Origin of the sequence: Streptomyces sp. NPDC020362, assembly GCF_040642095.1 — a bacterium.
Classification (GTDB): Bacteria; Actinomycetota; Actinomycetes; order Streptomycetales; family Streptomycetaceae; genus Streptomyces.
The window spans coordinates 19096-31937 of record NZ_JBFAET010000103.1 but is presented as its reverse complement, the minus strand read 5'-3'; the positions used below and the strand labels follow the sequence as shown (position 1 = coordinate 31937).

At 70.3% G+C, this 12842-nt stretch carries 11 protein-coding genes and 1 pseudogene; 4 read left to right on the top strand and 8 right to left on the bottom strand.

Going from position 1 to position 12842, the window contains the following annotated elements:
• A pseudogene (locus AB0H32_RS29565) lies at window positions 1-135 on the bottom strand (XRE family transcriptional regulator); the annotation flags it as partial.
• A 63-nt stretch (window positions 136-198) separates the two neighbouring features.
• On the opposite strand from AB0H32_RS29565, the gene map reads away from it, so the two are divergent.
• Complete coding sequence (gene map / locus AB0H32_RS29560) at window positions 199-969, top strand: type I methionyl aminopeptidase (protein WP_361126465.1); 771 nt, start codon at window positions 199-201, stop codon at window positions 967-969.
• Window positions 970-1129: 160 nt separating this feature from the next.
• Window positions 1130-3676 carry an ATP-dependent Clp protease ATP-binding subunit gene (locus AB0H32_RS29555; protein WP_361126462.1) on the top strand — a complete coding sequence of 849 codons (2547 nt, stop codon included), beginning with the start codon at window positions 1130-1132 and terminating at the stop codon, window positions 3674-3676.
• Between the two features lie 125 nt (window positions 3677-3801).
• Here the strand turns inward: AB0H32_RS29555 and ggt are convergent, their stop codons facing one another.
• Window positions 3802-5601, bottom strand: coding sequence for a gamma-glutamyltransferase (gene ggt / locus AB0H32_RS29550; protein WP_361126459.1), 1800 nt, complete (start codon window positions 5599-5601; stop codon window positions 3802-3804).
• A 142-nt stretch (window positions 5602-5743) separates the two neighbouring features.
• Here ggt and AB0H32_RS29545 point away from each other — a divergent pair, with 142 nt between their 5' ends.
• On the top strand, window positions 5744-6496 hold the full coding sequence (locus AB0H32_RS29545; RefSeq protein WP_361126456.1) for a hypothetical protein: 753 nt from the start codon (window positions 5744-5746) through the stop codon (window positions 6494-6496).
• A 106-nt stretch (window positions 6497-6602) separates the two neighbouring features.
• Window positions 6603-8168, top strand: coding sequence for an alpha/beta fold hydrolase (locus AB0H32_RS29540; protein WP_361126453.1), 1566 nt, complete (start codon window positions 6603-6605; stop codon window positions 8166-8168).
• 47 nt (window positions 8169-8215) lie between these two features.
• On the opposite strand, the gene AB0H32_RS29535 is transcribed toward AB0H32_RS29540, so the two are convergent.
• The 6 genes from AB0H32_RS29535 to AB0H32_RS29510 form a co-directional block, all read right to left on the bottom strand.
• Window positions 8216-9097 carry an amino acid ABC transporter permease gene (locus AB0H32_RS29535; protein ID WP_361126450.1) on the bottom strand — a complete coding sequence of 294 codons (882 nt, stop codon included), beginning with the start codon at window positions 9095-9097 and terminating at the stop codon, window positions 8216-8218.
• Window positions 9094-9738: an amino acid ABC transporter permease gene (locus tag AB0H32_RS29530; RefSeq protein ID WP_361126447.1), complete on the bottom strand. Its 645-nt coding sequence runs from the start codon at window positions 9736-9738 to the stop codon at window positions 9094-9096. Before AB0H32_RS29530 ends, AB0H32_RS29535 begins: the two co-directional genes overlap by 4 nt.
• Before the next feature lie 11 nt (window positions 9739-9749).
• Entirely contained in the window at window positions 9750-10679 is a 930-nt protein-coding gene (locus tag AB0H32_RS29525; RefSeq protein WP_361126444.1) for a glutamate ABC transporter substrate-binding protein, read from the bottom strand.
• A 17-nt stretch (window positions 10680-10696) separates the two neighbouring features.
• A complete protein-coding gene (locus AB0H32_RS29520) occupies window positions 10697-11440 on the bottom strand; it encodes an amino acid ABC transporter ATP-binding protein (RefSeq protein WP_361126441.1) in 744 nt (247 codons plus the stop codon).
• A gap of 127 nt (window positions 11441-11567) precedes the next feature.
• A complete protein-coding gene (locus AB0H32_RS29515) occupies window positions 11568-12023 on the bottom strand; it encodes a DUF6278 family protein (RefSeq protein ID WP_361126438.1) in 456 nt (151 codons plus the stop codon).
• A 15-nt stretch (window positions 12024-12038) separates the two neighbouring features.
• Complete coding sequence (locus tag AB0H32_RS29510) at window positions 12039-12818, bottom strand: exodeoxyribonuclease III (RefSeq protein WP_361126435.1); 780 nt, start codon at window positions 12816-12818, stop codon at window positions 12039-12041.
• Window positions 12819-12842: the final 24 nt, after the last annotated feature.

The window sequence follows — 12842 nt, the reverse complement described above, 5'->3', positions numbered from 1 at the left end:
GCGGAGCGTCTCGGCCGAGACGCCCGCCTCGGCCGCGATCTCGGCCATGCTCCGCCCGCCACGGGCCTCGCGCAGCAGCAGCCCGAGCCGTTCACCGCGTTCGCGCTCTTCGGGAGTGAGAGGGGTTCGCACCATGGAGCCCATTCTAATACCGCCCCGCCACTCGCTCCCCATTCAAATACCGGTATAGTAATTGGCATGGTGGAACTGAAGACGGACACATCGATCGACGCGATGCACGCGGCGGGCCAGGTCGTCGGACGGGCCCTGACGGCCGTACGACGGGCCGCGAACGTCGGCGTCTCCCTGCTGGAGCTGGACGAGGTGGCGCGCGAGGTGCTGCGCGAGGCCGGGGCGTCCTCGCCGTTCCTCGGCTACCGCCCCTCCTTCGCCCCGACCGCCTTCCCCGCGGTCATCTGCGCCTCGGTCAACGACGCGATCGTGCACGGCATCCCCACCCGCTACCGTCTGCGCGACGGCGACCTGGTCTCCGTCGACTGCGGCGCCACCCTGGACGGCTGGGCGGGCGACTCGGCGATCAGCTTCACGGTCGGCCGCCCGCGCCCGGCGGACCTGCATCTGATCGACACCGCCGAGCGCGCCCTGGCGGCCGGCATCGAGGCGGCCGTCGTCGGCAACCGCATCGGCGACATCGCCCACGCCGTCGGCCGGGTGTGCCGCACGGCGGGCTACGGCATCCCGGCCGGCTTCGGCGGCCACGGCGTGGGCCGCCGCATGCACGAGGACCCGGAGGTCCCCAACGAGGGCCGTCCCGGCCGGGGTCTCGCGTTGCGCCACGGCATGGTCCTGGCGATCGAGCCGATGGTGATCGCGAGCGGCAAGGACGCCTACTACGAGGCGGACGACGGCTGGACCCTGCGCACCGGTGACGGCTCCCGAGCGGCCCATGCGGAACACACGGTGGCGATCACGGAGTCGGGCCCGAGGGTTCTCACGGAGAGGCGATAGGGCAGCCGGCCTCGGGGGCGCGGGGAACTGCGCGGGCAGCCACGACGGACCCGCACCCGCGCAAGGACACTCGCCCCCGATGATCAGGCGCTCGCGCACATGCCAGCCGCAGGCATCCGTGCCAAGGTGTTAGCAACGAGCACCAAAGGAACGGAACGCCATGACCAACGGCTATCCTCCTGACCCCTTCGGTGAATTCCTGGGCCGCTATTTCGGCGGAGCCGCCGGCGGAGGCACCGGTCCCCGCCACATCGACATCGGCCGCCTGCTCAGCCAGCCGGCCCGCGAGCTGGTCAGAGGGGCCGCCCAGTACGCCGCCGAGCACGGCAGCCGGGACCTGGACACCCAGCACCTGCTGCGCGCGGCCGTCGCCGCCGAGCCCACCCGGAGCCTGCTCAGCCGATCCGGTACGGACCCGGACTCGCTGGCGACGGAGATCGACGACCGCGCGGGCCCCGTCCAGCATCCGCCGGGCGAGGTGCCGCCGCCGACCTCGCTGTCCCTCACCCCGGCCGTCAAGCGCGCCCTGCTCGACGCGCACGACATGGCGCGGGCGAGCGGTGCCGGGTACATCGGCCCTGAGCACGTGCTGAGCGCGCTGGCGGCGAACCCGGACTCGGCGGCGGGGCACATCCTGAACGCGGCACGTTTCCCGTCGGGCGCGCTGCCGCCGGAGGCCCCGGAGATCACCCAGACACGACCGGAGCGGCAGCGGCCCACCGGCACGCCGACCCTCGACAAGTACGGCCGCGATCTGACCGATCTGGCCCGCGAGGGCCGGGTCGACCCGGTCATCGGCCGCGACGAGGAGATCGAGCAGACCATCGAGGTGCTGTCCCGGCGCGGGAAGAACAACCCCGTGCTGATCGGCGACGCGGGGGTCGGCAAGACGGCCATCGTCGAGGGGCTCGCGGAGCGGATCGCGGACGGGGACGTGCCGGACGTCCTGGCCGGGCGGCGGGTGGTCGCCCTGGACCTGACCGGGGTGGTCGCGGGCACCCGCTACCGGGGCGATTTCGAGGAGCGCCTGAACACCATCGTGGAGGAGATCCGCGCCCACTCCGACCGGCTGATCGTATTCATCGACGAGCTGCACACCGTCGTCGGCGCCGGTTCGGGGGGCGAGGGCGGTGCGATGGACGCGGGCAACATCCTCAAGCCCGCGCTCGCCCGGGGCGAGCTGCACATCGTGGGCGCGACCACGCTGGAGGAGTACCGCAGGATCGAGAAGGACGCGGCGCTGGCCCGCCGGTTCCAGCCGATCCTGGTGCCCGAGCCGACGACCGAGGACACGGTCGAGATCCTGCGCGGGCTGCGCGACCGGTACGAGGCCCACCACCAGGTCCGCTACACCGACGAGGCGCTGGTGGCCGCGGTGGAGCTGTCCGACCGCTATCTCACCGACCGCAGGCTGCCGGACAAGGCCATCGACCTCATCGACCAGGCGGGCGCCCGGGTGCGCCTGAACTCCCGGACGAAGGGCACGGACGTACGCGCGATGGAGCGCGAGGTCGAGCAGCTGGTCCGGGACAAGGACCAGGCGGTCGCCGACGAGCAGTACGAGCAGGCCACGCAGCTGCGCGACCGGATCGGCGGTCTGAAACAGCGGATCGCCGCGGCCAGCGGCGGCGACGAGGCCGACGAGGGGCTGAACCTGGAGGTGACGGCGGAGGCCATCGCCGAGGTGGTGTCCCGGCAGACCGGCATCCCGGTCAGCCGGCTGACCCAGGAGGAGAAGGAGCGGCTGCTCGGTCTGGAGGCGCATCTGCACCAGCGGGTGGTCGGCCAGGAGCAGGCGGTCGCCGTGGTCGCCGAGGCCGTGCTGCGCTCCCGCGCCGGACTCGCCAGCCCCGACCGCCCCATCGGCAGTTTCCTCTTCCTCGGCCCGACGGGCGTCGGCAAGACCGAGCTGGCCCGGGCGCTGGCCGAGGCCCTGTTCGGCAGCGAGGACCGGATGGTCCGCCTCGACATGAGCGAGTACCAGGAGCGGCACATGGTCTCCCGGCTGGTGGGCGCCCCGCCCGGGTACGTCGGCCATGAGGAGGCCGGGCAGCTCACCGAGGTGGTGCGCAGGCACCCGTACTCGCTGCTCCTGCTCGACGAGGTGGAGAAGGCCCACCCGGACGTCTTCAACATCCTCCTGCAGGTCCTCGACGACGGCCGGCTCACCGACTCCCAGGGCCGCACGGTGGACTTCGCCAACACGGTCATCGTGATGACCAGCAACCTCGGCTCCGACGTCATCGGCCGGCGCGGTGCCGGGATCGGCTTCGGGCCGGGCGGCGCGGACGCCGACGAGGAGGCACGTCGCGAGCAGATCCTGCGGCCGCTGCGCGAGCACTTCCGGCCGGAGTTCCTGAACCGGATCGACGAGATCGTGGTCTTCCGGCAGCTCACGAGCGAGCAACTGCGGCAGATCACCGACCTGTTGCTGGAGCGCACCCGCCGGCTGCTGGACGGGCAGGGCGTCGGCGTCGAGTTCACGGACGCGGCCGTGGACTGGATCGCCGAGCACGGCTACCAGCCCGAGTACGGCGCCCGCCCGCTGCGCCGCACCATCCAGCGGGAGGTCGACAACCAGCTGTCCCGGCTGCTGCTGGACGGCACGATCACCCACGGCAGCCGGGTCAGGGTGGACGTACAGGGCGGGCAGCTGGACTTCCGTGCGCAGGAAACGCCGCCGCCCGCCCCGGAGCCGGTGTCGTAGGGACACCCGCCCGGCTGCGGTGACGCGGGAACGCCAGCCCCGGAGCCGGTGGCGCGGGGCCCCCGACTCCGGAGCCGGTGTCTCAGGAGGCAGGGTTACGGTGCCGGTGTCTCAGGGAGGCGGGGTTACGGCGCCGGGTCCACCACCATCGCCGAGCCGCCGCCACGCCGTACCTTCTCGGCCGCGGCCAGCCACTTGCCGCCGGGCAGCCGCTGGACGCCGGTCGCCGCTCCGATCTCGGGGTTGAGCGAGAAGGAGTGCCCGATGGCCTCCAGCTTCCCTCTCAGGTCGCTGTTGTAGAGGGCGGGTTCCAGCTCCGTCCTGGCCGCGTTGCGCTGGCTGGCGCGCGGTGCGGCGATCGCGTCGACCAGCGGCAGATGCCGGTCGAGGAACCCGGTCAGGGTCTGCAGCACGGTGGTGATGATGGTCGCGCCGCCGGGCGAACCGAGCGCCACCACGGGCCTGTCGTGCCGGTCGAGGACGATGGTCGGCGAGATGGACGAACGCGGTCGCTTGCCCGGTCCCGGCAGGTTCGGGTCGTGCACGGCCGGGTTGGCCGGGGCGAAGGAGAAGTCGGTCAGCTCGTTGTTGAGCAGGAAGCCCCGGCCGGGCACGGTGATGCCGCTGCCGCCGGTCTGCTCGATGGTGAGCGTGTAGGAGACGACGTTGCCCCACTTGTCGGCCACGGTGAGGTGGGTGGTGTTCTCGCCCTCGTACGTCGTCGGGGCGGCCTTGCCGGCGGTGGCACAGGCGGCAGGACGGCGCGGGTCGCCGGGCGCGAGCGGGCTGGTGAGCACCGCGTCGTCGGTGATCAGGCAGGCGCGCGAGTCCGCGAACCGCTGCGAGAGCAGCTGCTCGGTCGGGACGTCCTCGAAGGCGGGGTCGCCGACCCAGCGCCCGCGGTCGGCGAAGGCGATACGGCTGGCCTCGATGTAGTGGTGCAGGTACTGCACCTCGCTCGCCTTCGAAAGGTCGCTCTTCTCCAGGATGTTGAGCGCCTCGCCCACCGTGGTGCCGCCCGAGGAGGAGGGCGCGATCGAGTACACCTGCAGACCGCGGTACGAGGTCTTCGTGGGCCGCTGGAGCTTGGCGTAATAGGCGGCCAGGTCCTTGTCGGAGAGCTTTCCGGGGCGTGCCTTCCAGCCGGAAGCCGGGTCCACCGGCGGCTTGTCGACCGTGTCGACGATGTCCCGGCCGAGGTCGCCGTGGTAGATCGCACCGACGCCCTTCCGCGCCAGCTCCTGGTAGGTCCGGGCGAGGTCGGGGTTCTTGAAGGTGGAGCCGACGGCCGGCAGCTGTCCGCCCGGCAGGAACAGCTCGGCGGTGTCGGGGAAGTAGCGGAACCGGGTCTCGTTGGAGGCGGTCTGCGAACGGAAGGTGTCGTCCACCGTGAAGCCGTCGCGGGCGATCCGCTCGGCCGGTTTCAGGACCGTACCGAGGCTCCTGCTGCCCCAGTGGTCCAGCGCCGTCTGCCAGGTGGCCGGGGTGCCCGGGGTGCCGACGCTCAGGCCGCTGCTGACGGCGTCGGCGAAGGCGAGCGGCTTGCCGTTCTCCACGAACAGGTTCGAGTCGGCGGTCAGCGGCGCGGTCTCGCGGCCGTCGATGGTGTGCACGGTACGGGACTTGGCGTCGTAGTAGACGAAGTAGCCGCCTCCGCCGATGCCGGCCGAGTAGGGCTCGGTGACGCCGAGCGCGGCTGCGGTGGCGACGGCTGCGTCGACCGCGTTGCCGCCCTTCTTGAGCACCTCGATGCCGGCGGCGGAGGCGTCCGCGTCGACGCTCGCCACGGCGCCGCCGTAGCCGACGGCCACCGGAACCTTCGTGGGCGTCTTGCCCGTCGGGGCGGGCGGGCCCGCCGCCCCCACCGACACCATGGCGGCCGAGACCGCCAGAACCGCCAGTTTCCGCGTGCCAGGACGACCCATCCGAACCTCCCGTCGGGACAGTCCGCGCAGCCTAACGAGATTGCCGTCACCCCGACAGTACGCCTGGAGGGCCCGCCACACGAACGTCACACGTCGAACGCCGGTACGTATCCGTTGCCCGGGCCCGCTAGCATGCGCGGCCATGAACGACGACGTGCGCAATATCGTCCTGGGCGTCATAGCGGCCGGCATCAGTGCCGCGCTCGGCTGGCTCGCCCGCACCTATCTGTGGAGACGCAAGCTGCGACGCAAGCAGGCCTTCTTCGGCCTGCCGGAGAACTCGGAGTCCCTGCTCGTCGTCAACCGTGACCCGGCCACCGCGGAGCCGGCCGTCCACCGTTTCGACGTCTTCGCGCTGCTGGAACTCTCCGCGCTGATCAAGGACTGCGGCGCGCATCTGCAGATGGTCACGCAGGACGCGCCGCAGCAGGGGTTCGGCGAGCGCACCGAGTTCTGCGTGGGCGGCCCGGCGTCGAACCGGCGGATGCTGGCCCACATGGCGGCGATGCTGCCCGGCATACGCGTGAACGTCGATGCCGAACCCGGCCCGGACCGGGGCGCATTCCAGATCGGCGGCGAGCGGTACCGCATGGAGCCGGGGGTCACCGAGTACGTCCTGCTGGCGCGCCTGACCGCGGGCCGGCAGACCCGTCCGGTGTTCCTCTTCTGCGGGCAGCGGGCCATCACCAACCAGGCCGCCACCCGCTATCTCGCCCGCAACCACGAGCGGTTGAGCCGCAAGCACGGCACCGGCTCCTTCGTGCTGCTGCTGAAGGTGGTCAACTCCCAGGCGTACGGCCCCGATCTCTGCGAGCTGGTCGCGGATGTGACGAGGGCGGCGCAGGCACCCCTTCCGGCGACGGAGACGGCGCGTACCTCGCACCGGGCGTCGTAGCGTTCAACAATCTTTACCGGCACGTAACTTACCGACGGGTTACTTACGGTAAGTCTGGCCGGTTACCGTCGGGTCACTTTGTATTTACACGAGTGAGGAGTGACCCATGGGACACGGTCGCACCACCTTGCGCACCTCAGCCGTCGGCGCCGTGTGCGCGGCGCTGGTCGCCGGAACCGTCGTCGGCCTGGCTCCGGCCGCCCAGGCCGCGCCGTCCGTCCGCTTCGTGGACATCACCGGCGACGGCGGCACCGTACTGAAGGCGAACGTCGTCGCGCCCGCGGACGCCGACGGCTCGCACCGCTACCCGCTCGTCGTGCTGCCCACGAGCTGGGGCCTGCCGCAGGTGGAGTATCTCGCCCAGGCGCAGAAACTCGCCGACTCCGGTTATGTGGTGCTCACCTACAACGTGCGCGGCTTCTGGCAGTCGGGCGGCCAGATAGAAGTGGCGGGTCCGCCCGACATAGCGGACGCCTCCAAGGTCATCGACTGGGCTCTGGCCAACACACCGGCGGACCCGCAGCACGTCGGCATGGCGGGCGTCTCCTACGGCGCCGGGATCAGTTTGCTCGCCGCCGCCCACGACAAGCGGATCAAAGCCGTCGCCGCGCTCAGCGGCTGGGCCGACCTGATCAACTCCATCTACTCGGGCCGCACCCAGCACCTCCAGGCGGCCGCCGTGCTGGACGGCGCGGGCACCCTCACCGGCCGCGAGAGCCCCGAACTGCGCGAGATCTTCGACAACCTGTACTCGTCCAACCTGGACAAGGAACAGGAGATGATCGACTGGGGCAAGAAGCGTTCGGCGGCGACCTACATCGACCAGCTGAACAAGAACGGCGCCGCGGTCATGCTCGCCAACGCCTGGGGCGACACGGTCTTCCCGGCCAACCAGTACGCCGACTTCTACGAGAAGCTCACCGTCCCCAAGCGGCTGGAGATGCGTCCCGGCGACCACGCGACCGCCGAACTGACCGGCCTGTTCGGGCTGCCCAACGACGTGTGGACGGACACCGGCCGCTGGCTCGACCACTATCTCAAGGGCGTCGACAACGGCATCGACCGCGAACAGCCCGTCCAGCTGAAGTCCCGTAGCGCGGGGGGATACGAGGGCTACCCGGACTGGAAGTCGGTCGGCGCGACCCGCCGGAAGATCGAGCTGGCGGGCTCCACCACGATCCACGCGAACATCGACTCGGGCGCGGACGGCGGGATCGTCTTCCTCTCCAGCATCCTGGACCAGGTCGCCCAGTTGCCGCCCGTCGCCTCGATCCCGCTGCTGCCGCGCCGCTGGGCGGCCGTGTGGCAGTCGGAGCGGTACGGCACGGCCCAGCAGGTGCGCGGGACGGCCTCGCTGCACACCACGCTCACCCCGACCAAGGAGAGCGGCACCCTCATCGCCTACCTGTACGACGTGGGGCCGCTCGGCTTCGGCAAGCTGGTCACCAACGCGCCTTACACCTGGCACGGGCGGACGCCCGGCGAGCCGTTCGACGTGGACCTGGACCTGTTCTCCACGGCCTACGACGTCCCCGCCGGGCACCGCCTCGCGTTGGTGGTCGACACCGTCGACCCGTTGTACATCGAGCACAACCCGTCCGGCGCGCAGCTGACCTTCTCCTCGCCCTCGGACGACCCGTCGTACGTGTCCGTCCCCGTGCGCGAGCAGTGATCTCCGGCTGCCGCCGGACGAGCCTGGCCCGTGTGAACTGCCACCCCCTACGGTCTCGGGGCCGTGGGGGGCTCCCCACCCGGCAGCAGCGTCCCAGGTTCGGCCGTGACGAGAGCCACGGCCTCGGTCTTGGGACTGCGCTGCTCACGGCGGGACACCCAGCCGGCGAACCACGAGAGCAGCATGCACATCCCGATGTAGATCGGCGAGATCACCATCACCACAGGGATGAAGGGCAAATCGTAGTCGAGGTTCGACGCGATGAGCTTCCCGGCGTGGAGGAACTCCTCGTAGGTGATGAGATAGCCGAGGGAGGTGTCCTTCAGGGCCACCACCAGCTGGCTGATGATGGCGGGCAGCATGGCCCGCACCGCCTGCGGTACGAGGACGTGCGCCATCACCTGGGTCTTGCGCATGCCGAGCGCGAACGCGGCCTCCTTCTGGCCGCGTTCGACGGCGTTCACGCCGGAGCGGAGGACCTCGGCGAGCACCGAGCCGTTGTAGAGCGTGAGTCCGGCGACGAGTGCGGGCAGCGGCTGCACCTTCAGCGCCACGAAGATGAAGAAGATCATCACCAGCACGGGCATCGCGCGGAAGAACTCCACGACGATCGTGGCCAGCCACCGCACCGGCCGGTGGTCCGACAGCCTTCCGGTCGCCAGCAGCCCGCCGAGGGCCAGCGAGCACACGGCCGCGATCGAGAACGCCTTGAGGGTGTTGCCGAGGCCGCGCAGGAGCAGCTCCTGGATGCCCTTGTACTCGAAGGGCATCCACTTGGTGTAGGTGAACTGGCCGGTGTCGAAGAGGAGGTACAGGATCCAGGCGGCCAGCGCGAGAAGGGCGACGGCGGACAGCACACCGTAGGCGACGTGCCGTCGTCTGGTGGCGGGACCCGGAATGTCGTAGAGCGCGGTGGCTGCCCCGGTCATCGGGCGACTCCCCACGTCCGTTCCAGCAGATTGAACAGGGCGCTGATGGAGAGCGTGATGATCAGGTAGCCGACGGCGATCCAGACGAAGGTCCAGACGATGTTGTAGCCGAGTTCGTTGATGGTCTTGTAGGTGCCGAGCAGCTCGGTGACGCTGAACGCGCCCGCGATCGCGGAGTTCTTGGCGAGCGCGATGAGCGTGGAACCGACCGGCGGGATCACCGACCGGAACGCCTGCGGCAGCACCACCAGGGACAGGGTCTGGCGGAAGTTCATGCCGAGGCTGCGGGCGGCCTCGCCCTGTCCGGTGGGGACGGTGTTGATCCCTGAGCGCAGCGCCTCGCAGATGAACGCGGAGGTGTAGCAGCCGAGGGCGAGGACCGCGAACACCTCGAAGGGCAGCACGACTCCGAACCGGGGCAGTCCGAGGAGAACCGCGAAGAACAACAGGGTCAGCGGGGTGTTGCGCAGGACCGTCACCCACGCCGTGCCGAAGAAGCGCAGGGAGGCGACGGGGGCGACCCTGAAGGAGGCCATCAGGAAGCCGAGCACCAATGCCAGCAGGGAGGAGTAGACGGTCAGTTCGACCGTGCCGAGGAACCCCTCCCAGTAGGTCGAGAAGTTGTCTGTCAGTACGTTCATGCCGTCCTCGCTCAGCTCGCCGGGTAGCGGTCGATCGCGGGCGGGTGGGGTGCGGGCACGCCGGACAGGCCGAGCGTCGCCTCGTAGGCCTTCTTCCAGTCGCCGTTCTTCTCCCGTGCCTCCAGGGCGTCGTCGAGGGCGAAGCGCAGGGCGGTGTCGCCGCGCGGGACGCCGATGCCGTAGGGCTCCTTCGAGAAGGGCTTGCCGACGACCTTGAGTTCGTTCGGCGCCTTGGCCGCGTAGCCGATGAGGATGGCGTCGTCGGTGGTGACCGCGTCGACCTGATAGGTGAGCAGGTTGTCGACGCACACCGAGTAGGTGTCGTAGGCGACCGGGATCGCCTTCGGGTAGTCGGCCTTGATGCGCTGGTAGGGCGTCGAACCGGCCGCCGAGCAGACGCGTTTGCCGTCGAGGTCCTGCGGCCCGTGGATGTCGTTCTCGTCCTTGCGGACGAGCAGGGACTGGCCGGCCATGTAGTAGGGGCCGGCGAAGCCTACGAGCTTCTTGCGGTTGTCGTTGATGGTGTAGGTGCCGACGTAGTAGTCGATCTGGCCGTTCTGCAGCGCGGTTTCCCGGTTGGCGGAGGCGATCGTCTTGAAGCGGATCGTCTTCGGGTCGAAGCCGAGGGAGGCCGACATCATCCTGGCGATCTCGATGTCGAAGCCGGAGTAGGTGCCGGTCGCCGGGTCCTTCTCGCCGAGGTAGGGCTGGTCCTCCTTGGCGCCGACGACGAGGTGTCCGCGCTTCTTCGCGCGGGTCCAGGTCGGGGATTCGGGCAGGCTGAAGCCCTGGGCCACCTGGTAGACGGGGAGTCTGTCGGTCGCGGGGCCCTTGCCGGGCGGGCTGCCCTCCTTGCCGCAGGCGGCGGCGAGCAGCGCGAGCACCCCGAGGAGGGCCCGCAGGGCGGGGCGGGGGCGGAGCACACGGGTGGTACGGGACATGGGTCGCACTCCCCCGGTCAGTGCTTGAGGATCTTGGAGAGGAAGTCCTTGGCGCGATCGCTGCGCGGGTTGGTGAAGAACTCCTCCGGGCTGCGGTCCTCGACGATCCGGCCGTCGGCCATGAAGACGACCCGGTTGGCGGCGGAGCGGGCGAAACCCATCTCATGGGTGACGACGACCATGGTCATGCCCTCGCGGGCCAGCTGCCGCATGACCTCCAGCACCTCGTTGATCATCTCGGGGTCGAGGGCGGAGGTGGGCTCGTCGAACAGCAGGGCCTTGGGTTCCATGGCGAGGGCGCGGGCGATGGCCACGCGCTGCTGCTGGCCGCCGGAGAGCTGCGCCGGGTACTTGGCGGCCTGGTTCAGCAGGCCGACCCTGTCCAGGAGTTCCCGGGAGCGGCGGTCGGCGTCCTCCTTCCTGCGTCTTCGGACCTTGACCTGTGCGAGGGAGACGTTCTGCAGGACCGTCTTGTGGGCGAAGAGGTTGAAGGACTGGAAGACCATGCCGACCTCGGCGCGGAGCCGGGCGAGGGCCTTGCCCTCCTCGGGCAGCGGCTGACCGTCCAGCCTGATCGTCCCGGAGTGGATCGTCTCCAGCCGGTTGATCGTCCTGCACAGCGTCGACTTTCCCGACCCGGACGGGCCGATGACCACGACCACCTCACCCTTGCCGACGGTGAGGTCGATGTCCTGCAGGACATGCAGGTCCCCGTAGTACTTGTTGACGTCACGCAGCTCGATCAACGGATCGACGGCCATGCGCAGCCCTACTCACTCTCAGCCGTGTCGTGGTTGCCGCAAACTATCCAGACACGGGTGGAGTTGAGGGACGACACGCACTTTTCGGGCAAAAGCCGTATTTATCACGCCTTTATCCGCCGAGGCGTCAGGCCTCCGCGACCTCCGCATACAGCTGCGACAGCTCGGGGACGCCGCTCGCGGCCCACGCCCGGCCGGGCTCCACGACCTCGACCTCCCGGCCGGAGGCGAGCCGCAGGACGGGCTCGCCGTCGGAACGGATCTCCCAGACGGCGCCGGGTACGGTGCGTACGACGACCGTGCCCAGGTACAGCCCGGCGTCGTTGCCCAGCCAGGGCAGGACCTCCGCGTCGTCGCGCCAGCGCGGCACCAGCTGGTCCAGGGCCTCCAGGGAGGCCGGTGTGTCGTCGAGCCGGACTCCGGCCCGGGCCGCCTGCGAGCGCAGCAGTTCGCACTCGGACAGGAGCGCGGCGATCCCCTCGGGGTCGGCGGGAAGCTCCCCCGCGCTCGAATCAGCTCGCGCGGGGGCACCCCCACCGTCACCGTTCTTCTTGTGCCGGTGGCCCAGGAACGGAATGTTCATGGACCCAGCGTGGCATCACACGTCGAGGTCGACCACCACCGGCGCGTGATCGGACGCGCCCTTGCCCTTGCGCTCCTCGCGGTCGACGTAGGCGTCCTTGACGGCCCCCGCGAACGGCGCGTTGCCGTACACCAGGTCGATGCGCATACCGCGGTTCTTCGGGAAGCAGAGCTGGCGGTAGTCCCAGTACGTGAACGGGTGGTCGTACTTCAGGGGCCGCGGGACCACGTCGGCGAGGCCGGCCTCGCGCAGGGACGCGAGCGCGGCGCGCTCGGCGGGGGTGACGTGGGTGAGGCCCTCGAAGGCGGCCGTGTCGTAGACGTCGTCGTCGGTCGGCGCCACGTTGTAGTCGCCCAGGACCGCGAAGGGGCGGCTGCCGGAGGCGTCGCCGGCCACGGCGGCCTTCAGGGCCTCGAACCACTGGAGCTTGTAGGCGTAGTGCGGGTGGTCCACCTCACGGCCGTTGGGCACGTACACCGACCAGACGCGGACCGGGCCGCAGGTCGCCGAGACGGCGCGCGGCTCGGTCTCGCCGTCGTAGCCCGGGTCGCCGGGCAGGCCCTTGACCACGTCCTCCAGGCCGACGCGGGAGAGCACCGCCACGCCGTTCCACCGGCCGGTCGCGTGGACCGCCGACTCGTAGCCCAGCTCGCGCAGCTGGTCGAACGGGAACTGCTCCTCGGCGATCTTGGCCTCCTGGAGGCAGAGCACGTCGGTGCCACTGGTCTCCAGCCAGGCCAGCAGCCTCGGGAGGCGGGCGGTGATCGAGTTCACGTTCCAGGTAGCGATGCGCATGCTCCACAACCTACCCGGCGGGTG